This is a genomic window from Aeromonas sp. CA23 (assembly GCF_002587065.1).
In the GTDB taxonomy this organism is placed as follows: Bacteria; Pseudomonadota; Gammaproteobacteria; order Enterobacterales; family Aeromonadaceae; genus Aeromonas; species Aeromonas bestiarum.
The window spans coordinates 1189043-1210643 of record NZ_CP023818.1 but is presented as its reverse complement, the minus strand read 5'-3'; the positions used below and the strand labels follow the sequence as shown (position 1 = coordinate 1210643).

Below are 21601 nucleotides of genomic sequence, written 5' to 3'. Positions count from 1 at the left end.
CCACAGATGCAGATCGCCCATCAATCCATAGGCCCGGCGCAGGCGCCCTACGTGATCGCCGAGCTCTCGGCCAACCACAACGGCAACCTGGAACGCGCGCTGGCCATCATGACCGCCGCCAAGGCGGCCGGAGCCAGTGCGGTCAAACTGCAGACCTACAGACCCGATACCATCACCCTCAAAAGCGACAGGCCCGAGTTCCAGATCCACGGCGGCCTGTGGGATGGTCACAGCCTGTACGACCTCTACGAGTGGGCGCACACGCCGTGGGAGTGGCATCAGGCCCTGTTTGCCAAGGGACGCGAGCTGGGGTTGACGGTGTTCAGCAGCCCGTTCGATTTCAGCGCCGTGGATCTGCTGGAATCCCTCGACTGCCCGGCCTACAAGATTGCCTCCTTCGAGCTGGTGGACCTGCCCCTGATCCGCTACGCCGCCCAGACCGGCAAGCCGCTCATCATGTCCACCGGCATGGCGAACGAGGCCGAGATCGCCGCCGCCGTCGAGATGGCGCTCAAGCACGGCAGCGGCCAGCTGGCGCTGCTGCACTGCGTCAGCGGCTATCCGGCGCCGGCGGCCGAATACAACCTGCGCACCATCCCCATGCTGCGCCAGCGCTTTGGTGTCGAGGTCGGGCTCTCCGATCACACCCTGGGTGCGGCGACCGCCATCGCCGCCACAGCGCTCGGGGCGACCCTCATCGAGAAGCACTTCACCCTGGCCCGCGCCGACGGCGGACCGGATTGCGCCTTCTCCATGGAGCCGGCCGAGCTCACCGAGCTCATTGCCTCGGTCAACACCGCCCATGCGGCGCTCGGGGTGGCCGACTACCGGCTCACCCAGAGCGAGCAGGGCAACCGCGCCTTTCGCCGCTCCCTCTATCTGGTCAAAGATATTGCGGCCGGAGAGGCGCTCACCGCCGCCCACATCAAGTCGGTGCGCCCCGCCCTCGGCCTGCCTCCCGCCGATTACGATCGACTCATCGGCAAGCGGGTCAGCCACGACATGACAGCCAATCAGCCGCTGAGCTGGGAGTGGATAGACAAAGATGAGTGATGAACTGTTCGCCCAGCACGGCAGGCTTATCAGCCTGCGCTGGCCAGCCCTCTGGCCCCGCCTGCTGGCGCAGGACGTGGAGAGCATCCAGGCCGAGCTGACCGAAGGACTGGGCTCGACCCTCAGCATCGACGGCATCCAGCTCACCAGTCGTCATGACAGGGTGCAAGAGGCCGAGCTGCAGGCTGCCAGCCTGCCCGAGGTGGCCGTGCTGCACCTCTACGGTACCGGGCTCGGCGATCTGCCGCGCGCCCTGCTGGGCCGCAGCGGCCTCAAGCGGCTGGAAGTGAAGATCATGAATGGCGCCCTGTTTGCGCTGGTGCTGCGGCTGCTGGACCAGCAGGACTGGCTGGCAGACCCCAGGGTCGAACTGATGATGGCGGGGGACGAGAGCGAGATCCGTCTGCCCTTCTTCGCCCTGCCGCCCGAGTTGCTGCTGGTGGAAGACGCCGCCGCCCGCATCCGGGACAGGCTGGTGAGCGAGATAGAGCTGCCGTTTGCCAGCGCCAGGTTCGATGCCGAGCATCCGGCGGTGACCCGCCGGCTGGCCGAGAACCGGCCACTGCTGGCAAGCGATGGCGACGTGGCCAGCCTGTTCGGGCTGGCGCGAGGCAAACATGCCCTGATCGTCGCCAGCGGCCCGACCCTGCAAACCAATCTGGCCACCTTGCAGGCCCAGTTGCAGACCCGGCGTCAGGACTATCTGCTGATCAGCGTCGACACAGCGCTCGCTTTTTTGCTGCGCCACGGCATCCGGCCAGACATAGTGGTCACCATAGATGACGCCATCCACGGCAGCCGGTTGCCGGCCGACCAATCGGCCCAGACCACCCTGGTCTACTACCCCACAGTCCCGACGGCAGCTCTGCTGGCCTGGCAGGGGCCGCGCAAGGCAGCCTATTCCCGCAGTCCCATGTACCAGACACTGAGGCAGGAGATCCCCAAGGGAACCCTGCACTCGGGCGGCAGCGTCATTCATCCCGCCGTGGATCTTGCCGTACAGATGGGCTGCCAGCAGGTCATACTGCTGGGGACGGATTTTGCCTTCCCCGGCGAGCTCACCCACTCAGGATGGGCGGATGGAGCGCTCGGCCCCACTGCCAGTCAGGCGCTCAGCTGGGCCCTCGACGGGCACGGGCGCCGGGTCAAGACCAACCCTAACTTCTCCGCCTATCGCACCGAACTTGAGCGATACATAGCGCGCCATCCCGAGGTGCATTTCTGGAACAGCAGCCGGGAAGGGGCCGAGATCGCGGGCTGCAGCTACCACCCGGAGTACCTGTCATGAGTGATAGCCTGACAACCCGCATCAGGGCGCTGGCACACCAATTCAGGCTGGGGCAGTCGCTTGCCGCGAGCCAGACCCTGCCCGGTTTGCTGCAGGAGGCCCTCACCGCACGGGGCAGCCTGCCCCCCGAGTTGATAGCCGCCCTGCTCCGCAGCCAGGAGCGACAAGACTGGCTCGGGCTGGCCGATTACCTCGAGTATGAGCTGGTACATACCCTGACGACCCCTTCAGCCCCCACCACAGCAGGAGACGTTTCATGATCAAGGCTATTTCCAATGCCTCCGACGAGGAGCTGTCTCGTCGCCAGACGTTCAGCGAGCTATTGCGCGCCAGCCCGCTGCCCCCGGCCGAGCTGCAGAACAATCTGGGCCTCTACCTCAAGCGCCAGTCGCTCTCCCGCATCCTGTTCATGCACGAGCTCTACCAGAAGATCATTCCGGTACACGGCGTCATCATGGATTTCGGTACCCGCTGGGGTCAGAACCTGGCGCTCTTCTCCTCGTTTCGCGGCATGTACGAGCCCTACAACTACAATCGCAAGCTGGTGGGATTCGACACCTTTAGCGGCTTTCCCTCCCACGCTCCGCAGGATGGATCCGATGCGGCCATCCAGCCGGGCGCCTATGGCGTCACCCCCGACTATGAACAGCACCTGGCGCAGCTGCTCGCCGCCCATGAGGCCGAGAGTCCGCTGGGTCACATCGTCAAGCACGAGCTGGTGAAGGGGGATGTGACCGAGACGCTGCCCGCCTATCTGGCCCGTCAGCCGGAGACCATGATAGCGCTGGCCTATTTTGACTTTGACCTCTACGAACCGACCCGCCGCTGCCTCGAGCTCATCAAGCCACATCTGACCAAGGGATCCGTGCTGGCATTCGATGAGCTGAACTGGCCCGCCTTTCCGGGGGAGACCCTGGCCCTCAAGGAGGTGCTGGGACTGGATCGCTACGCCATCCGCCGCACCCCGCACAACCCGGGGCCGGCCTATCTGGTGATAGAGTAATCCGGTCGCTGGCTGAGGCGACGCAGCAGCCCGGCTTCCAGCAGCATGCTGGCCAGTGGGGCCACCCGCCAGAAAGGCACCTTTATGGTCTCGGCGATCTCGAAAAGGGTCAGCTGGCCATCGCTGTAGGCCAGCAGATTCATCATCTCCCTCACCTGCCAACCCGAATAGCGGGTCGACAGATCCGGATAGAGGCCCCGCTTGCCCAGCTGGGGCTCGCCCAGCACTGTGACCTCGCAGCGCTCGTCCAGCTCCAGACACTCGATGGCCCGGCGCAACGCCAGGAAGCCGCCCGCCAGACCAGCCGGGGTCACCAGCGAGAGATCATCCAGCGAGGTGTGGTACTCGGCATAGCAGCCATATTTGCTGCGCATCAGGGTAGTGACCGGCAGATCGATACCGGGCGCGCACAGCTGGCGCTCGTTGGAGCCTCGCTCCAGGAAGCTGTAAGCCTTGTAACCCGGCGCCAGGTGGCCAAGCACATGACGGCCGATGCGATCGGCCAGACTGTTGCCCTGGCGTGAGGGCAGGAAGGAGTAGCTGCGCTCATCGCCCAGGCAGGTCAGGTTGAAGCCGGCCAGGGTGTGCCGCTTGAGGTGATCCAGATGGCGGGAGAGATAGACGATGGCCCCCAGGGTTTCGGGCACCAGCATCAATCGATAGCTGTAACGGCGCTTTGGCAGGGAGGCGAGCCAGGCCATCAGGAAGACACCGACACAGGGGCCTGACAGCTCGTTGTTGGCCATGGAGGGGTGGCAGGTGTAGCTGGACAGCAGTATCTCCTGCTCGCTCTCTCCCGGCAGCACCCAGTCGCCATAGGTGAGCGAGCCGGGCGCCAGGCTGGCATCGATCACCACCTCATAATCCCCCTCCGGCAGCGCCTCGCGCACCTTGTGTGGCAGGCAGAAGCCCCAGCGACGCTTGTAATAGGAGGTGACATAGGGAATGGCATCCGGCATGTCAGCCAGGGAGTGCAGATGGGGCTGCAGTTCGGCCAGCGAGAGGGTGCTGCGCACCGGCTCCGAATAGCCCACCAGATGCAGGTTGTGATCCTTGAAATCCACCACCTTGCGGCCGTCCGGCCCCACTATGTAGGCCTGCTGTACGTTCCACTCATCGGGCACAGTCCAGTCGAAACATTCGGTGCCGCTGGCCACCTCCCGGATCTGCAGATCAGGCAGACAGTGCTGGCGCATCAGGGCCAGAGTCTGGCGCACGCCATCACCGGTCAGGCTGCGGTTGAGGGGGAACAGCAGGGTCAGCAGGCGATGCAGCTGCTCGCCGATCTGCGCCTGGTCATCCCAGTCTGTGGGCAGATAGTCGCTCTTTGGTGAAAAACTCATGCAGTGGGTGCCTCGATCAACTCGACTATATGGCCAAGGGGGCTCAGGAAAAACTGGACGTGGGCACCATCGAAGGCGATGGCCGGCTGGCTGGGGCCGAGGGGGAGGTGACGCTGATCCCGCAGTCTGGCGGCACTCTCAGCGAGGCAGGGCACCCGATAGGCCAGATGATTGATGACGTTGCGCCGGGTCTTGAGCACCTGGGTCACAGGACTATCCTCTGTCGCCGGCGCCACCAGCTCGTAGCAAAGTCCGCCCTCATCGTGCACGAACTGCACCCATACCTTCTGCAACGGATCTTCCACCGCCACCGAGAAGCGGCTCAGCCCCAACACCTCCCGGCAATAGGCTTCACCGCTGGCGAGATCCGGCACCACCAGACCTATATGGTCAAATTGCATGAGATGCTCCTCCTGCCCGGATCAGGGCGTATGGCGCCGTCGCCACCAGCTCACTGGCGGCCAGGATGAAATCGCGGCAGGACACGGCCCAGACCGGCACTCGCTGGCACAGGGTCTGATGCCAGGCGCTTCTTTCCTGCAGCAAGGCTACCAGCCGGGAGAGGTCGATCTCGCTGGCCAGCGCCAGATCCCGCACATAGTAGTCGGCCTGCCAGTCGCGCAAGGCGCCGGCAACGCACACCTGTCCCTCGAACAGTTTGTGATAGCGATAGGACACGGCCAGCCGTTGCTCCACATAGTGGGTGAAGGTGATCCTGTCTGGATGACAGCCCAATCCCAGCAACCAGCCATCCTGCTCCGCCAGCCAGCCAAACGGGCTCTCCTGACCGAAGCAGTCGTGACACTCCCGAGCCGCCAGCTCGGCCCCATGGGGGCCGCTGATCGCCACGCTGAAGATGGGATCCCGCGTGCGGGTCACGCCGTCACGCTGCCTGAACACCTCCGTCATCAGCCCCACCTTGCTCGGGGTGAGGGCCGGGTCGAAGCACTCACCCGCCATGGGGCTGTAGGTGAAAGTTGGCACCAGCAGATCACCCGCCAGCCACTGCTCCAGGTGCATCCAGAAGGCGGCTATCCCCTGGGCATTGCCCATACCGGGAAACTGGGCCACGACCATGGCGTCCGAGTGCACCATAAGGGCACTCCCCTTGGGGATCCCCAGCTCGCTCAGCGCCTGTTCGATGGCCTGTTTCACTCGGCAACCCCTTTGCGCAGCAGAGCCTGTCGGATATCGGCCAGGCTCTTCAGCTCGGCCAGCTCCTGCGGCTCGAACCGCACGGCAAAGTGCTGTTCGATGAGCAGCAGCAGATTGAAGTGCCATAGGGAGTCCCACTCGGGAAAACTGCCGAGACCGAGGGCGGCCTGCTCGTTGATGCTGGCCTGTGGAAATTGCTGGCGTACCAGCGCGATGAGATCATTCATTGGCATAAAACTCCAGAAACGGGAGAGAAAGAGAGGGGAGATCCAGGCAGAGGAACATCTCGTCCACCAGCGGCGTCAATCCCGCTGGAGTGGTTATCGGCCGGGTCGGCAGGGTCGCCAGAAAATCCCGTGCCGGCTGGTTGCGATCCGTGGGTACCAGGCTTATCACCAGTTGGTCAACGCCCTTTGCCATCAGTCGGGCAGCCAGTTGCGCGAGCAGCCAGTATTCGAAACCTCGCCCCAGCACCCGACAGCTGATGGCCAGAGTATCCAGCAGCGCCTTTCCCCCATCGAGTGGGCGCACCACCAACAGGGCCGTCATGCCGTGATCGGCAAACGTGTCTTGCAGTGATGCCAGCCAGACCTCGCCCTGCGTACTGGCAAGCTGTGCCAGTTCCCCCGCCTGATAACGCCGGGCGGAGAGATTGAACTGGTTGGTCTTCTGGCTCAGCTGCTCGGCCCGCAGCTGATTGCTCTGGGTGAGCGGTTGCCAGCTCGCTCGTAGCCCCAACTGTTGCAAGAAGGCGTGTTCGTCGCCCAGTTGCTGGCGCACCGCATTCGCCTCTGCCTGTGCCAGATAGGAGCCCTGGCGCAAGCTGTCATCATGGCTCCGGTGGCGGCTCTGCAGCTCGGCGAGCGTCATCAGGGCATCGGGCCAGCCCCAAAGCTCGACGGGGGGCGTGATGACGGTGACCTCGGGGCAATTGGCACGCACCTCGGCACGCTCCAGCTCGCTGTCATCCCAGAACACCAGGCTGTCCAGCCCCACATTGAGCCGCGCAGCCAGGCGCCGCAGGCCGGCGGACTTGGGCTCCCAGCCAATCTCGGCCGCGGCTATGTGCCGGCGCTCAAGCACCATGCCCTGGTGCTGATCGAACAGCCGCCACACATCGTCGGCCAGATTCTTGGAACAGAGCGCCAATATGACGCCCTGCCCGTGCCAGTAGCAGGCGGCCTGCTGGAAAGCCTGATAGAGACGCCCCACCCCATCCTGCCCCAGCAGGACGCCCCCCACGCCATCTTCACCGACCACGCCACCCCAGAGGGTATTGTCGCAATCGAGCACCAGCACCTTGTGAGCTGGCCTGTGCAGCCGCTGCAGCAAGGGGGCAATCCACTGCGCCAGACTGGCCAACCCGGCCATGGAGAAGGGGCAGGACATCAGGTAGTGATTGCGGTTGTCGAAACAGTGGTGGCGACCCTGCTGTTGCAACCAGAGCGGCAGGTGCAGGTCATCCAAGCCGGAATACTGCTGCCGCAAATGGGCAAGCTGACGCTCAAATTCACCGGCCAGACAGGCAAGCGCGGAGGGCGCAGCGCCAAATACGGAGGCAGGGGAACGGCTGCAGACCCCGACCAGCAGATGGTCCTGCGGCCGACGCTGCAGACGCTGTTGCAGGGGCTGGCAGAGTGATGCGACGAAGGCGGCCACGGCCAGCTGCTGCGCCTCTTGTGCCAAACCGCTCCACGCGACCAGCGTCCGTGCCGGCACCAGATCTTCCCACAGCCAGATGATGATGTGAGTCTGGGCGGCGATCTCTTCGGCTGGAGTCATCAGGGTTTGCAGCCACTGCCCATGGGGTGCGACCTGCACCTCGCCATGGGCAGCCAGCGACCGCCAGGCCAGGTTGCCCGGCATCAAGAATGAACTGCCACTGAGATGAATCGTCGTCATGACTTCCCCCGCTCCGCTATCGGCGCCATCCAGATTGCAACGGCATGGCTGGATCGTCTTTTATCTTTCAGAAAAATAAAAGCATTTTCAGCCACTTGGTCAGTAATTGATACTGACGTAGGGCACCTCTTCCACCTGCCACAACTGCTTGAGGTAGACGGTCAGCACGAAGAAGAAGTTGGCCAGCAGGTTGGCGAAGCGATAGAGGATGGGATCGAAGCGGACGCCGCTCTCCTCGAGGCGCACCAGCAGACGCACCACCTTCTTGCTGCCGCAGCGGCACAGGTGCAATGTGGGGATGGGCTGGGGCCCCTGGGGCAAGACAAAACCCGTGACCCGGCCGCGGCTCGCCTCGTTGTAGTGGTCATACCGCGTTTTCAACCACGCCAGATCCTCTTCAAAAATACCGAGCTTGCCCCGTACCGAACCGTTGAGGTTGTAGATGAGCCGCTGCAAGGCCCCCAGATCGGCCACCACCTCCCGGGTTCCCTCTGCCACTGGCAACTGGGCGAGTACGGCCCCCACCTGACAGCAAAGCTCATCGGTGGCGATCTCGTAATCACACTGGAACTGGGTTTCGAAGATGAAGGGGTAGCAGAGCTCGCGCTTGTCTCTGGGCTTCTTGGGGTTCATAAGGTAGCCGGATTGGGAAAAGAGCCAGTTTGCCAGCCCCCGGGGGAGCTGGCAAACGGCAGCTTATGGCTTGAGCCGGGCGATGCTGACTCAGACGCTCCTGCTGGCAGGCTCGGTCGCAGGCTGGAACTGGCCTATCATTCGCAGCGCCTCCAGCATCCGCTGGTTGAAGCTGGTGAAGCTGTTGACCTGAGCCGGTTCACTCTGGCCGCGGGCCGCCAGCACCGCGGGGGTCAGCGCCTGCTGCTGCGATTCCGGCAGCAGGGCATCCGCCTGTTGCTGCACCTGATCGAGCTTGGGCAGATAGTCCGCCAGCGGCTTGAGCATCTCCTGCAGCGAATGGGCTCCCTGGTAGGTCTGGCTCAGCTTGACGCTCTGCTTGAGCTTGAGGGAGTAGGAGGCGAGCTGGCTGTCATCCAGTTGCAGGTCACCCGCCTTCTTCAGCAGATCCTCGAAGTTGCCGGAGAAGAAATTCCCCGCCAGATCGTCGATCCCCTTGACCAGCTTGCCGATGGAGTCCATCTCCTCGCTGCTGAGATCCCCCTCCAGCGAGAAGCTGAAGCTCTGGCTCGACTTGAGGCTGAACTGGCTGCCGCTGTCATCTTTCTGGGACTTGGTCTGCCAGCTGTCATTGAAGCGCAGCACCACCTTGTCGCCATCCTTGGTCTGGATCTCCAGCGAGCCCTGCTGGCGACTGGCCATCTCGGCCTGCCCCATGTCGGTGGAGGAGACCTTGCCGAAGAACTCCTTCTCGAACTCGTCGAGCCCCTTCTGGATCAGCTTGTAGCTCTGATCGATACCGGTCTTGATGTCTTCGTTATCGGTGGCCCACTTGCCCAGCTGCTTCCTGGCGTCGCCGAAGCCCTTGTCCACCCCCTTGCGGGCCTGCTCCATCATGCCGGTCAGGTCGTCATCGGACTTGCCGTCCGCACGGGCGGCGCCCAGCCGTCCGGTGACGAACTGCAGCACGTTGTCCGCTACCGACTGGAAGTCGAACAGGGTCTCCGGGGTTATCTCCTCGGGTTCCTGTGCCTTGGGTGCCTGATAACCCTGACCGTTTATCTCCAGCGCAAACTGCAACGCCTGCTGCACCAGCACCTGAGCCCACTTGGGCGGCTTGTGCAGAGAGACTTCCTCTGCGTTGCTGATCTGCTTCTCTTGTGCCTGTTGGGGTGCCTTGGGCGAAACGCCCACTCCCTTGGATTGGGCTGAGCCCACGCCGTCGATTTGCATAATGTGTCCTCCCACCATGCCTGTAGATCAGGTATCGGCCTGACTGAACACTTCTTGACCACAAAATACTGGACAATCTGCAACGGCCTTTTAAAATCCACACCCTTTGGGTGGCCCGTTGCCTTCCCCCGATTTCGACCCGGCCCTGCCGGTGTGCATGTGAGGTATATCATGACCCAAATCCAGCAAGCTGGCGCCGACTCCCAGGCCCTGCGGACTCCCGCCGACTACCAGGCCCAGCTCGACGCGAAGCGCGAGCGCCTCAACGGGCTGTTCGCCGACTTCACCCTGCCTGCGCTGGAAGTGCACGCCTCCCCCGCCGAACACTACCGGATGCGCGCCGAGTTCCGCATCTGGCATGAAGGGGATGACCTGTTCCACTGCATGTATGCGCCGGCCACCAAGGAGATCATCCGGGTCGACCAGTTCCCCACCGCCAGCCGCCTCATCAACCAGCTGATGCCGGTGCTGCTGGAGGGGCTGCGCCCGCACCCTGTGCTGCGTCGCAAGCTGTTCCAGATAGACTACCTCTCTACCCAGTCCGGCCAGATCTGTGTCAGCCTGCTCTACCATCGCAAGCTCGAAAGCGAGTGGCAGCAAGCCGCCGAGGCACTGCAGGCCGACCTGCGGGCCCAGGGGTTCGAGCTGCAACTGATTGGCCGCGCCCACAAGCAGAAGATCTGCCTGGGGGAGGAGTTCGTCATCGAGCGGCTGACGGTCCAGGGCCGCGAGCTGCTCTACAAGCAGGTGGAGAACAGCTTCACCCAGCCCAACGCCGCCATCAACGAGCAGATGCTGGGCTGGGCGCTGGACGTGACCAAAGGCAGCGAGGGTGACCTGCTGGAGCTCTACTGCGGCAACGGCAACTTCTCCATCGCCCTGGCCCAGAATTTCCGCAAGGTGCTGGCCACCGAGATCGCCAAGCCGAGCGTGGACTCAGCCCAGTTCAACATCGCCGCCAACGGCGTCGACAACCTGATCATACTGCGCATGTCAGCCGAGGAGTTCACCATGGCGATGCGCGGCGAGCGGGAGTTCAACCGCCTCAAGGGGGTCGATCTGGGCGCCTACCAGTGCAACACCATCTTCGTCGACCCGCCCCGCGCCGGTCTCGACGACGCCACAGTCCGGCTGGTACAGGAGTACGACAACATCCTCTACATCTCCTGCAACCCAGAGACACTGCAGGCCAACATGGCCGTACTGGGCGAAACCCACGAGATCGCCCGCTTCGCCCTGTTCGATCAGTTCCCCTGGACCCACCATATGGAAGCCGGCGTCTATCTCAAGCGCAAGGCTGGCTAATCCGACCAGCTCCCCGGTCCATCACATGGAAGCCGGGGTCTATCTCAAGCGCAAGGCTGGCTAATCCGGCCAGCTCCCCGGGCCATCACATGGAAGCCGGGGTCTATCTCAAGCGCAAGGCTGGCTAATCCGGCCAGCTCCCCGGGCCCATCACATGGAAACCGGTGGGGTTATTTGAGACGTCAAGCAGGCTGAATTCGAGCCGTCTCCACAACCAGAATGACGACAGGGCCCGCGGGCCCTGTTTGATTATTTATCCCAGTGCATGCCGGGCCGGGAGCCGTTATGCTGGCGGCACGCGCATCCGCGCCACAGCCTGGGTGTCATGCCACAATGCAACGCATTCTTTTTGTTGAAGATGATCCCGAAATAGGCCAACTCATCAGCAGCTGGCTTGCCCGCCACGACATGGAGGTGCTGCTGGAACCCAGAGGCGACCTGGCGCTGGCCAGGGCCCTGGCCGAGCAGCCCGACCTGGTGCTGCTCGACATCATGCTGCCGGGGCAGGACGGCCTCTCCCTGTGCCGGGATCTGCGTCCGCGCTTCAAGGGCCCCATCGTCATGCTCACCTCACTCGACAGCGACATGAACCAGATCCTCAGCCTGGAGCTGGGTGCCAACGACTACATCCTCAAGACAACGCCGCCCCCCGTGCTGCTGGCCAGGTTGCGGGTCCAGTTCCGCCAGCAGGGACAGGCACCGCAAGCAGCCGTGGCCAGTACGCCGCCCCAGCGCCTGCAGTTCGGCCGCCTGCAGATCGACGGGCCGGGTCGGGATGTGCGCCTCGATGGCGACAGCATCCCCCTCTCCACCGCCGATTTTGACCTCTTGTGGGAGCTGGCCTGCCATGCGGGCCAGATCCTGGGACGGGAGGCGCTGTTTCGCAGCCTGCGTGGCCGCGACTACGATGGCCAGGACCGCAGCATGGATGTGGCCATCTCCCGCCTGCGCCGCAAGCTGGGAGATGACAGCAACAACCCGACCCGCATCAAGACGGTGCGCCAGAAGGGGTATCTGCTGGTGCCCCACGCCTGGGAATGAGGTTGATGCTCCCTTCTCTCCATGCGGGGGATGAGGGGGCAAAGACGCAACGCCCGGACGCAATCCAGGAAAGAGGAAAGATCCCATGCGCCGCCTGTTTATCCAGTTCTACCTGCTGCTGATCGGCTGTTTCACCCTGGCCATACTGCTGGTCGGCATCGTCTATCAGGTCAGTGCCGAGCGGGCGGGTGACCGCTATCTGGAGCGGATGATGCAAGGCTCCCTCGGCCTGCTCACCGGCGAACTGGCCCGCCTGCCGCCGGAACACTGGCCCGCACGCATGGCGGAGCAGAGCCGCCAGCTTACCCTGCCGCTGCAGATAGGCGCCCTCGCCAACCAGCCGCTGGCCAAGGAGGATCAGGCCTTTCTCGAGGCGGGCAACATAGTCATAGTCGAGGAGGATGACACCTTCCTGCAGCGCATCCCGGAGACGGATCAGGTGCTGATCGTCGGCCCCGTCCCCTACCTCTCCTACCTGCACGAGCTGCACTGGGTCGATGTGGGGCTGTTGCTGGCCATAGGTCTCTCGCTGGGTCTGCCGATCCTGCTCTGGCTGCGCCCGCACTGGCGCGGCTTGCAGCGGCTCGAACAGACGGCCCGCCGGGTCGGCGATGGGGATCTCTCCAGCCGCACCGGCCTGCCTGCCGGCAGCAGCCTGGGCCGGGTGGGACGCACCTTCGATCAGATGACGGAGCAATTGCAAGCCATGCTGGCCAGTCGCAAGCAGCTGACCGATGCCATCGCCCACGAGCTGCGCACCCCCCTGGTGCGGTTGCGCTACCGGCTCGCCATGCTGGACCCGCAGCCATCGGCAGAGGAACAACAGGGGCTGGATCGCGATCTGGGGGCACTGGACGCCCTCATCGAGGAGATGCTCACCTACGCCAGGCTCGATCGCCCCGAGCTGCCACTGCAATGCAGCGAGCTGGAGCTGGCCGGCTGGGCCGGCAGCCGTCTCCCAGACTGGCAGGCGCTGCGGCCACAAACCCGGCTCGAATTCAGTCACCCCGCCAATCCCCTGCCCTGGCGCGGCGATACCCGCCTACTGGACCGGGCGCTGGAGAACCTCATCGGCAATGCCCTGCGCCACGCCACCAGCCGGGTGACCCTCGCCATGAGCCAGCAGCAGGATCACTATCTGCTGGAGGTGGCCGACGACGGCCCCGGCATAGACCCTGCGCTGGCGCCCCAGATCTTCGAGCCCTTCGTGCGGCTGGATCAGAGCCGGGATCGCCGTACCGGCGGCGCCGGCCTCGGCCTCGCCATAGTGCGCAGCATAGCCCGCCACCACGGTGGCGAGGTGCAGTTGCTGCCGAGCAGCAGCGGTGCCCGCTTCTGCCTGAAGCTGCCCGTACATTTGGATACAAACCGTCACCAGCCACTCACTGAACCGCCATCGGAACGGCCCTAGGTAGGATGAAGTCATGGAGAAACGCTCCATGTCATCAACCCGAATGAGGAACTGGAATATGAACAAGCTGATCCCCCTGAGCCTGGCCGCTGTCTTCGCCCTGACCTCCGGCTTCACCATGGCAGCCACCCCCACCAAGGCCGCCGCTCCCCAGGCGACCCAGACCAAGGTGGTGAAAAAGCACCACAAGGCGACTCATGCCAAGGCACCGGCCGTCAAGGTCGCTCCCAAGACCAAATAAAGACGTCTCAAGCTTCCCGTAATGAAAAGGGGCCCCCAGGGGCCCCTTCTGTCGTGGTCGGTATGGCACCGCCAGTTTATTTCAGCATGTAATCTGCCGGCAGCGCGATGCGCGCCACGCCGGAAGCTACCGCCGCCAGCGCCACGGCGCGGGCCACCCGTGGCAGCAGGCGGGCATCCATCGGCTTGGGAATGACGTAATCCTTGCCGAAGGAAAGCGCGCTCACCCCGGCGGCGGTCAGCACCTCGGCCGGCACCGGCTCCTTGACCAGACCGCGTATCGCCTCCACCGCGGCTATCTTCATGGCATCGTTGATGCGGCTGGCGCGGGCGTCCAGCGCGCCGCGGAAGATGAAGGGGAAACAGAGCACGTTGTTGATCTGGTTCGGATAATCCGAGCGACCCGTGCCCATGATGAGATCGCCCCGCACCGCGTGGGCCAGGGATGGCTTGATCTCCGGGTCCGGGTTGGAGCAGGCGAAGATCACCGGGTTGGGGGCCATCAGGGCCACAGCCTCCGGAGGCAATACGTCCGGACCGGAGACGCCGACAAACACATCCGCCCCTTCAATGACATCCATCAGGGTGCGCAGCGGCGTGTCGTTGGCGAAGCGCTGCTTGTACTGGTTGAGATCGGTGCGGCCTGTGTGGATCACCCCCTGGCGATCGAGCATGAAGATGTTGTGTGGCGCGGCGCCGCACTTGATCAGCAGGTCCATGCAGGCGGTGGCGGCAGCCCCGGCCCCCATGCAGACGATGCGGCTCTGTTCGATGCGCTTGCCCTGCACTTCCAGCGCATTGAGCAGACCGGCGGCGGTGACGATGGCGGTACCGTGCTGGTCATCATGGAATACCGGGATGTCGCAGCGGGCGATCAGCGCCTGCTCGATCTCGAAGCACTCGGGCGCCTTGATGTCTTCCAGGTTGATGCCACCGAAGGTGTCGGCGATGGCCGCCACTGTGTCGATGAACTGCTGGCTGGTCTCGTGCTTCACCTCTATGTCGATGGCGTCTATGCCGGCGAAGCACTTGAACAGCAGGGCCTTGCCCTCCATCACCGGCTTGGACGCCAGCGGGCCCAGATTGCCCAGCCCCAGGATGGCGGTACCGTTGGAGATGACGGCCACCAGGTTGCCCTTGCCGGTGTAGCGGTAGGCATCATCGGGATTGGCGGCGATCTCGCGCACCGGCTCGGCCACACCCGGGCTGTAGGCCAGCGCCAGATCGTGGGCTGTCTCGGCGGGCTTGGTGAGGGCGATGGTAATCTTGCCCGGCACGGGCTGGGCATGGTAATCGAGTGCTTGTTGACGAAGATCGTGACGCAGATCGGACATGGGGGACCCCGATACGGAAGTGAATGGAGTGGTGCATTGGCTCGCCAGCGGGCGAGGGCTGGGGATCATAAAGAAAACCATCGGGCTTTCACAGAGGAAAGTATCGCCTCGCCACCACTGACAAGCCAGTAATTAGCATGTCATGCCAACCACCAATACCTATTTAGTTATAGATATGGTTTCACCCCATCACAGGGATGCCCGCTTTCGCCTCCGCCTGCCTGGCGATGGCCTCCGTCATCCCCTGGAAGATGAAGAGATGAAACGGCAGCATGGCGAGCCAGTAGGCCAGTCCCCAGGCCCCCTGGGGATGCCAGTGGGCCGTCACCTTGATGCGGGTCAGGCCGGACTCCTCCGGCAGTATGTTGAACTCCAGCCGCCCCACTCCGGGGGCCTTCATGTTGAACAGCAGATCCAGCCTGCGCCCCTCGTCGACCCCGAGGATCTGCCAGGAGTCCAGCATGTCCCCCTTCACGAAGCGATCCGGGTTGGTGCGGCCTCGGGTGCGGGCCGGGCCGCCGATCAGGTGATCCATCCATTCGCGCACCACCCACAGCTCGTTCATATAGAAGTAGCGCTGCTCGCCCCCCAGCTGCTGCAACACCTGCCACACCACCTCGGGCGCGGCGAGACAGATGGCCTCCCCGCTGGCGGTGCGGTCATAGAAGCCGTACTCGGGATGGCGCCAGCGCAGCCCCAGCGGCGTCTCCTGCCCCTGCTGCTCGGCCCCCAGCTTCTGCTCCAGCGCCAGACTCTCCCCGAGCGCCTCGTCGAAGCTGAGCAGGGTTTGCGGCAGCAGGGCCCGCAGCGGGCCGTCATCGGCCGGGATGTCGTGCTTGAGGCCGCCCACCAGCGCCTTGGCCACGGGTTGCGGCACAGACGTGACGAATTGCAGCCACCAGGCGGAGAGACGGGGGCTCAGAAACGGGATGGGGATGATGGGACAGCGCTTGCCTATATGGGCGGCGAACTTCTGCAACTGCTGCTGATAGCTGAGCAGCTCGGGGCCGACGGCGTTGAGCACCCGGCCATCCACCCCCTCGACCTCTACCAGCCCGCCGAGGTAGTGCAGCAGGTTGGAGAGCGCTATGGGTGGCGTGCGGGAGCGCACCCACTTGGGCGTGACCATCATGGGCAGGTTGAACACCAGATCCCGCATCACCTCGAAGGCGGCCGAGCCCGGCCCTATGATGATGCCGGAGCGCAGCTCCACCGTCGGCACACCCGCCTCGCGAAACAGCTCGCCACAATGGCGGCGGGAGTTGAGATGACGGCTATTGCAGCGCTCGGGCTGGATGGCCCCCAGATAGATGATGCGACGCACCCCGGCGGCGCGGGCGGCGGCGGCGAAGTTCTTCACCCCCTGCTGCTCCAGCCGGTGAAAATCGGCGCCGGCCCCCATGGCGTGCACCAGATAGAAGACGGTGTCTATGCCCGCCAGCGCAGGTAGCAGGGTAATGGGCTTGAGGCTGTCGGCGAGACGAAACTCCACGCCCGGCGGCAGACGGCAGGGACGACGAGCCCCGGCGATCACCCGATAACCCAGCCCTTGCAGGTGGGGCACCAGGTAAGACCCTATATATCCTGCCGCTCCCATCACCAGACATGTGCGCATCTGTTTTTCTCCCATGAGTGAGCCAACACCATAGGGCAAACCGCTTCAATACAGAACGCCGCGCAATAAAAAAGGCGCCCGATGGGCGCCTTTTTCAGAATTCTTCAGAAGTAGAATTACTTCTTGGCAGTCAGACCACCGAAACGCTTGTTGAACTTGTCTACGCGGCCGCCGCTAGAAACTTCTTTCTGCTTGCCGGTATAGAACGGGTGGCATGCAGAGCACACGTCCAGGTTCAGATCTTTACCCAGGGTAGAGAAGGTATTGATGACGTTACCGCAAGAGCATTTGCAGGTGATGGCGACGTACTCGGGATGGATATTAGCTTTCATGGACAACCTCGATAATAGGCCGTGTCGCCATCCGATCTCTTGTCGGACACCACACGATTGTTGAACACAGTTTCAAAGGCTGCGAATAATATAGGAAATGCCTGAGATCAGGCAAGTGGCTTCGCAGAAAAAATAGGCAATCCCTGGTGAATTCTTCCCAAACGCTGGATCTGGTTCGTGTGGCTGTGCCGGTGCCGTTACGCCGTCACTTCGACTATCTCTCTCCCTTGCCCCTGCCTGAGCCCGGCTGTCGGGTCGAGATCCCCTTCGGCCCCCAGACCCTGGTCGGGCTGGTGGTGGAGCATCCGACCGAGAGCCAGGTGCCCCGCAACAAGCTCAAGCCCATCAAGCGAGTGCTTGACAGCGCCCCCGTGCTGGGGCCGGACATACTGGCGCTGATGGCCTGGAGCGCCAGCTACTACCAGCATCCGCTGGGAGAGGTGCTGCCTCACGCCCTGCCGGTGCTGGTGCGCAAGGGGGAGCCCGCCGCCTACCGGGAGCTGGAGTTCTGGTTTGCCACGCAAGCCGGCATGGCGATCGATCTCAACGAGCTCAAGCGGGCCGCCAAGCAGCAACAGGCCCTCGCCCTGCTGCGCAAGGGGCCGCAGACGCCGTCCGCCCTCAAGCAGGAGGAGATCCAGAGCGCGGCACTCACGGCGCTGGAGAAGAAGGGGCTGCTGGAGAAGCGCATCCTGGAGCCGAGCCACGACGGCGACTGGGCGACGCACTTTGACGCGGGAGAGGGGCTGCGCCTCAACGGCGAGCAGGCGCTGGCGGTATCCGCCGTCACCAGTCAGAGCAACCAGTTCGGCGCCTTCCTGCTGGACGGCATCACGGGGTCAGGCAAGACAGAGGTGTACCTGAGCATACTCGAGCCCCTGCTCAAGGCGGGCAAGCAGGCGCTGGTGATGGTGCCCGAAATCGGCCTCACTCCCCAGACCATCAACCGCTTCCGTCGCCGCTTCAAGGTACCCGTGGTGGCGATGAACTCGGCCATGAACGATCGGGAACGGCTGGATGCCTGGCTCGCCTGCCGCGACGGCGGCGCCGCCATCCTGATCGGCACCCGCTCTGCGGTGTTCACCCCGTTCAAGAACCTCGGCATCATCATCATAGATGAGGAGCACGACGGCTCCCTCAAGCAACAGGACGGTTTTCGCTACCACGCCCGGGATCTGGCGGTGATGCGGGCCCATCGCGCCGGCATTCCCATCCTGCTCGGCTCGGCCACCCCCTCGCTGGAGACGCTGCACAACGCCAGAACCGGCAAGTATCACCACCTCAGCCTGACGCGGCGCGCCGGCAACGCCCAGACCGCCCGCCAGGTGATCCTGGACATCAAGAGCGTGCGGCTGCAGGCCGGGCTCTCCCCCCAGCTGGAGCAGCTGATGGCGGAGCACCTGGTGGCCGGCAACCAGGTGATGCTGTTTCTCAACCGCCGCGGCTATGCCCCCTCGCTGATCTGCCACCAGTGTGGCTGGAGCGCCGCCTGCGAGCGCTGCGACGCCTGGTACACCTGGCATCAGGCAGGGCGTCGCCTGCACTGCCACCACTGCGACAGCGTGCGCCCCCTGCCCCACAGCTGCCCCGAGTGCGGCAGCAAGGAACTGATCGGCTCGGGAGTCGGCACCGAGCAGCTGGAACAGCTGCTCACCACGGTTTTCCCCCAATACCCTGTGGTGCGCATCGACAGAGACAACACCCGCCGCAAGGGGGAGCTGGAGACCCATCTCGGCGACATCAAGGCGGGCAAGTACAAGATCCTGATCGGCACCCAGATGCTGGCCAAGGGTCACCACTTTCCGGATGTGACGCTAGTGGGCCTGCTGGATGTGGATGGCGCCCTGTTCAGCGCCGATTTTCGCGCCGCCGAGAAGCTGGCCCAGCTCTACACCCAGGTGGCGGGGCGCGCCGGGCGCGCCAGCAAGCCCGGGCTGGTGGTGTTGCAGAGCCACCACCCGGAACATGCCCTGCTGCAGGATCTGACCCAGAACGGTTATGGCCATTTTGCGGATACCGCGCTCAAGGAGCGCCGCCTGCTGGGGCTGCCGCCGTTCAGCTATCAGGGGCTGTTCCGGGCCGAGGCCACTGGCCGTGACGAGGTGCAGCTGTTCCTCACCCGCCTCGCCGAGACACTGCGCAGCGCCCGTTACCCCCACGTGCAGGTGCTGGGGCCCATCAGCGGCTTCATGGAACGCAAGGCGGGCAAATTCCGCATGCAGCTGCTGGTGCAGGGGCCGAACCGGGCAACCCTGGCACAACTGCTGGATTGGGCGGTCAAGGAGCTGGATGGCTGGCCCGAGACCAAGAAGGTGCGCTGGAGTCTGGACATAGACCCCACTGAGTTGAACTGAGCCAGTTCATCTGCCACTCAGGCGCTGGCGGCGACTCGCCAGCAGTGGTGACTCGCGATCCCGCTATGCGCCAGCCTGGGCCCGGGATCAGACCCTCAGGTCTATCTGTTGCACCCAGCCGCCCTTGCCCTGCTCGGTGAGATAGAGACCGGACTGGCGCAAGACCCCCTGATTGCCGCCCTCGCCCAGGTGATTGAAGGGGGTATCCAGAGGGTGCAGCAGTATGGCGCCTATCCCCAGCTCCACCAGCGCAACGGGGGCATTGTCCGGGCGCCAGAACTGCAGGGCCGAGAAGGATTTGTCGCCTTCATCCAGCACGCCGTTGCCATCCTCATCCAGTGCCGCCAGCTCGCCGAAGCCGTTGCCCGAGCGGGCTCCGAACAGTTCGCCGCCATCGTCTATGGTGCCGTTGCCGTTGCGATCCAGCGCCACGAAACCGCTGCCCTCGCTCAGACCCGGCAGGCTGTCGTCCTTGCCATCCTGATCTATGTCGAAGTTGACCCGCGCCTCGGTCAGATCGGCAATCTTGCCATCCAGACTGAGTACCAGCGGATCCTTGAGGGCATTGAGGGTGGTGCGGCGCTGGCTGATATCGAGCTGGCGCCAGTCGAGCACAAAGCCGAGATCGAGCTGCAAGGTCTGGCCATCCTTGGTCTCCACGCTGGCCGCTGCCACCACGTTGAGCTGCTCCCGCTGCAACAGGGTATCGGTTACCTCCACCGCCTGATCCGGCTCGGGGGCGGCCTGAGTTGCCTCCCCTTGCGGAGTCGGCACCCCCTCCGCGTTCTGTTCGGCCGGCTTGATGGGCGTCGGCAGCTCTATCTCGTGGCCGAGCATGGCCTCTATCATCAGCTTGATGAGCCGCAGCCGATTATCCAGCCCGTCGTCGGGATTGGCCTCTTCCTCTTCCGGCTTGACCAGAGAGGGCACGCTCTCGGCACTGGCGCCGCCTGGCTGGCTCACGCTCCCCTGCATGACGCTCGCGCTGACGGTGCGCATCAGCTCGGCCACCACCCGATCCGTCGTGGGCGTGGCCTCATTCCCGGCAGGGCTCCCGGGCACGGCAGGGGCGACGGGCCCCCCCCCCCCCTAGGTTGCGTACCTTGCGAGCTTGCAGCTGTTGATACTGGTGCTGTACTTCTCCCTGGAGATCGTAGTGATCGATGCGCATACGTTGATCCTCGGCGCCATACATCTGGTCAGTTATCGACCGGATGTCGCATCAGGCTTAACACCGATTGGCTATATCAGAGCGTGGCAGCCTCGCCATCGGCACATAACAAGGCCAGGGCCAGTGATCTGGCCTGCTCCAGCGCCAACGGCTGCTGATAGCTGTGGGCCATCACCACTGCCCCCTCCAGCAGCAGGCAGAGCCCGGTGGCGTGCAAGAGGCTGCACCCGAGCTGCGCCCTGACCCAGTTCAGCAGCGCCTGCTTGTGTGCTACCACCAGCTTGCGAACCGGATGACGCGGGTCGGCAAACTCGGCGCTGGCATTGATGAAGTTGCAGCCATAGAAGTCGCTGCGGCCAAACCACTCCCCGAATCCGTCGAACAAAGCGTGCAACCGACCCTCCCTGCCCTCCCGACCCGCGAGCCGTGCCTCAAGCAGGGCAAAAAACTCCCGCTCACGGGACAGCAGCACCTCTTCGATCAGCGCATCCTTGGTGGGAAAGTGACGGTAGAGGGTACGCTTGGTGCTCCCAGCCTCCGCCCAGATGCGATCTATGCCGGTTGCGTGAAAGCCATGACGATTGAACAGCCGATAGGCGGTTTCCATCAGCTGCTGCCGTTTTTCACTCACGTCATTTTCCCCTTGAAGTACACCGATCTGTCTACCTAATGTGCCTAATCACGTCAGACAAACCAAGAGGGAAACGTGATGACAAAATGGTATGGCCCGTTATGGGTGGGCGCGGCACTGGCGATCGGGGTGTTGGGCTGGCTGAACGTCAGCTGGCACACGGCCCTGATCATGGCGCCCTTCGGGGCAAGCTGCGTGCTGCTGTTTTCACTGCCGGCCAGCCCGCTGGCCCGCCCGTACAATCTGCTCGGGGGTCACCTGCTGACGGCCACGGTCGGCTTGCTGGTACAGTCGCTCCCCTTGCCGCTGGAACTGCAGCTGGCATTGGGAGTGGGGCTGGCCATAGCGCTGATGCAGGGCCTGAACCTCATACACCCGCCCGCCGGCGCCAACCCCTTGCTGGTGTTGATGACAGGACAGACGTGGCCCTTCCTGTGGCACACAGTGCTGCCCGGTGCCTTGCTGCTGATCCTGCTGGGCCACGGCTTTCAGCGGGTGCGGCTGCGGCGGCCCAAGGCCATATAAACAACAAGGGAGGCAAGCCTCCCTTGTTGTGA

At 63.9% G+C, this 21601-nt stretch carries 23 protein-coding genes; 10 read left to right on the top strand and 13 right to left on the bottom strand.

Features of this window, described 5'->3' with window-relative positions:
* The first annotated feature begins 6 nt into the window (after positions 1 to 6).
* From pseI to CK910_RS05660, 4 genes are read left to right on the top strand one after another with little or no spacing between them, the layout of a single operon-like run.
* Positions 7 to 1053, top strand: coding sequence for a pseudaminic acid synthase (gene pseI, locus CK910_RS05675; RefSeq protein ID WP_098981492.1), 1047 nt, complete (start codon positions 7 to 9; stop codon positions 1051 to 1053).
* Positions 1046 to 2341, top strand: a complete 1296-nt coding sequence (locus tag CK910_RS05670) for a motility associated factor glycosyltransferase family protein (protein ID WP_098981490.1) — start codon at positions 1046 to 1048, stop codon at positions 2339 to 2341. The genes pseI and CK910_RS05670 overlap by 8 nt, the downstream gene beginning before the upstream one ends.
* Positions 2338 to 2601, top strand: coding sequence for a hypothetical protein (locus CK910_RS05665; RefSeq protein WP_043142876.1), 264 nt, complete (start codon positions 2338 to 2340; stop codon positions 2599 to 2601). The genes CK910_RS05670 and CK910_RS05665 overlap by 4 nt, the downstream gene beginning before the upstream one ends.
* Positions 2598 to 3344 (top strand): class I SAM-dependent methyltransferase, encoded by a 747-nt coding sequence (locus CK910_RS05660; protein WP_098981488.1) that lies wholly within the window; start codon positions 2598 to 2600, stop codon positions 3342 to 3344. Before CK910_RS05665 ends, CK910_RS05660 begins: the two co-directional genes overlap by 4 nt.
* Here the strand turns inward: CK910_RS05660 and CK910_RS05655 are convergent.
* The 7 genes from CK910_RS05655 to CK910_RS05625 all read right to left on the bottom strand — a co-directional run bounded on the left by CK910_RS05655 (position 3326) and on the right by CK910_RS05625 (position 9610).
* On the bottom strand, positions 3326 to 4687 hold the full coding sequence (locus CK910_RS05655) for a DUF4910 domain-containing protein (RefSeq protein WP_098981486.1): 1362 nt from the start codon (positions 4685 to 4687) through the stop codon (positions 3326 to 3328). The genes CK910_RS05660 and CK910_RS05655 overlap by 19 nt on opposite strands.
* Entirely contained in the window at positions 4684 to 5088 is a 405-nt protein-coding gene (locus CK910_RS05650) for a VOC family protein (protein WP_098981484.1), read from the bottom strand. Before CK910_RS05650 ends, CK910_RS05655 begins: the two co-directional genes overlap by 4 nt.
* Positions 5078 to 5842: an AAC(3) family N-acetyltransferase gene (locus CK910_RS05645; protein ID WP_098981482.1), complete on the bottom strand. Its 765-nt coding sequence runs from the start codon at positions 5840 to 5842 to the stop codon at positions 5078 to 5080. Before CK910_RS05645 ends, CK910_RS05650 begins: the two co-directional genes overlap by 11 nt.
* A complete protein-coding gene (locus tag CK910_RS05640) occupies positions 5839 to 6069 on the bottom strand; it encodes an acyl carrier protein (protein ID WP_098981480.1) in 231 nt (76 codons plus the stop codon). Before CK910_RS05640 ends, CK910_RS05645 begins: the two co-directional genes overlap by 4 nt.
* On the bottom strand, positions 6062 to 7744 hold the full coding sequence (locus CK910_RS05635; protein WP_098981478.1) for an HAD-IIIC family phosphatase: 1683 nt from the start codon (positions 7742 to 7744) through the stop codon (positions 6062 to 6064). The genes CK910_RS05640 and CK910_RS05635 overlap by 8 nt, the downstream gene beginning before the upstream one ends.
* Positions 7745 to 7843: 99 nt before the next feature.
* Positions 7844 to 8377, bottom strand: a complete 534-nt coding sequence (locus tag CK910_RS05630) for an ATP--cob(I)alamin adenosyltransferase (RefSeq protein ID WP_098981476.1) — start codon at positions 8375 to 8377, stop codon at positions 7844 to 7846.
* Between the two features lie 90 nt (positions 8378 to 8467).
* Complete coding sequence (locus tag CK910_RS05625) at positions 8468 to 9610, bottom strand: DUF5610 domain-containing protein (RefSeq protein ID WP_098981474.1); 1143 nt, start codon at positions 9608 to 9610, stop codon at positions 8468 to 8470.
* A gap of 171 nt (positions 9611 to 9781) precedes the next feature.
* Here CK910_RS05625 and trmA point away from each other — a divergent pair, with 171 nt between their 5' ends.
* From trmA to CK910_RS05605, 4 genes are all read left to right on the top strand, one after another.
* Complete coding sequence (trmA, locus tag CK910_RS05620; RefSeq protein WP_098981472.1) at positions 9782 to 10915, top strand: tRNA (uridine(54)-C5)-methyltransferase TrmA; 1134 nt, start codon at positions 9782 to 9784, stop codon at positions 10913 to 10915.
* Between the two features lie 333 nt (positions 10916 to 11248).
* Entirely contained in the window at positions 11249 to 11956 is a 708-nt protein-coding gene (gene rstA, locus CK910_RS05615) for a two-component system response regulator RstA (RefSeq protein ID WP_172955244.1), read from the top strand.
* 85 nt (positions 11957 to 12041) lie between these two features.
* Positions 12042 to 13367: a two-component system sensor histidine kinase RstB gene (rstB, locus tag CK910_RS05610; protein WP_098981468.1), complete on the top strand. Its 1326-nt coding sequence runs from the start codon at positions 12042 to 12044 to the stop codon at positions 13365 to 13367.
* Positions 13368 to 13425: 58 nt separating this feature from the next.
* On the top strand, positions 13426 to 13608 hold the full coding sequence (locus CK910_RS05605; RefSeq protein WP_021138483.1) for a hypothetical protein: 183 nt from the start codon (positions 13426 to 13428) through the stop codon (positions 13606 to 13608).
* Positions 13609 to 13684: 76 nt separating this feature from the next.
* Here CK910_RS05605 and CK910_RS05600 read toward each other — a convergent pair whose 3' ends face one another.
* The 3 genes from CK910_RS05600 to rpmE form a co-directional block, all read right to left on the bottom strand.
* Positions 13685 to 14941 carry a malic enzyme-like NAD(P)-binding protein gene (locus tag CK910_RS05600; RefSeq protein ID WP_098981464.1) on the bottom strand — a complete coding sequence of 419 codons (1257 nt, stop codon included), beginning with the start codon at positions 14939 to 14941 and terminating at the stop codon, positions 13685 to 13687.
* A 181-nt stretch (positions 14942 to 15122) separates the two neighbouring features.
* The gene (locus CK910_RS05595) at positions 15123 to 16556 is read right to left on the bottom strand and encodes a DUF2867 domain-containing protein (RefSeq protein WP_098985002.1); all 1434 of its coding nucleotides are present in this window, start codon (positions 16554 to 16556) and stop codon (positions 15123 to 15125) included.
* 116 nt (positions 16557 to 16672) lie between these two features.
* Positions 16673 to 16888, bottom strand: coding sequence for a 50S ribosomal protein L31 (gene rpmE / locus CK910_RS05590; RefSeq protein ID WP_033129027.1), 216 nt, complete (start codon positions 16886 to 16888; stop codon positions 16673 to 16675).
* A 146-nt stretch (positions 16889 to 17034) separates the two neighbouring features.
* On the opposite strand from rpmE, the gene priA reads away from it, so the two are divergent.
* Entirely contained in the window at positions 17035 to 19242 is a 2208-nt protein-coding gene (gene priA / locus CK910_RS05585) for a primosomal protein N' (protein WP_098981462.1), read from the top strand.
* 87 nt (positions 19243 to 19329) lie between these two features.
* On the opposite strand, the gene CK910_RS05580 is transcribed toward priA, so the two are convergent.
* The 3 genes from CK910_RS05580 to CK910_RS05575 all read right to left on the bottom strand — a co-directional run bounded on the left by CK910_RS05580 (position 19330) and on the right by CK910_RS05575 (position 21044).
* Complete coding sequence (locus tag CK910_RS05580; protein WP_253852825.1) at positions 19330 to 20253, bottom strand: hypothetical protein; 924 nt, start codon at positions 20251 to 20253, stop codon at positions 19330 to 19332.
* A gap of 25 nt (positions 20254 to 20278) precedes the next feature.
* Positions 20279 to 20413 (bottom strand): hypothetical protein, encoded by a 135-nt coding sequence (locus tag CK910_RS24630; protein ID WP_301336238.1) that lies wholly within the window; start codon positions 20411 to 20413, stop codon positions 20279 to 20281.
* Positions 20414 to 20489: 76 nt separating this feature from the next.
* Positions 20490 to 21044, bottom strand: coding sequence for a TetR/AcrR family transcriptional regulator (locus tag CK910_RS05575; protein WP_098981460.1), 555 nt, complete (start codon positions 21042 to 21044; stop codon positions 20490 to 20492).
* A 78-nt stretch (positions 21045 to 21122) separates the two neighbouring features.
* On the opposite strand from CK910_RS05575, the gene CK910_RS05570 reads away from it, so the two are divergent.
* Entirely contained in the window at positions 21123 to 21569 is a 447-nt protein-coding gene (locus CK910_RS05570) for an HPP family protein (RefSeq protein ID WP_098981458.1), read from the top strand.
* Positions 21570 to 21601: the final 32 nt, after the last annotated feature.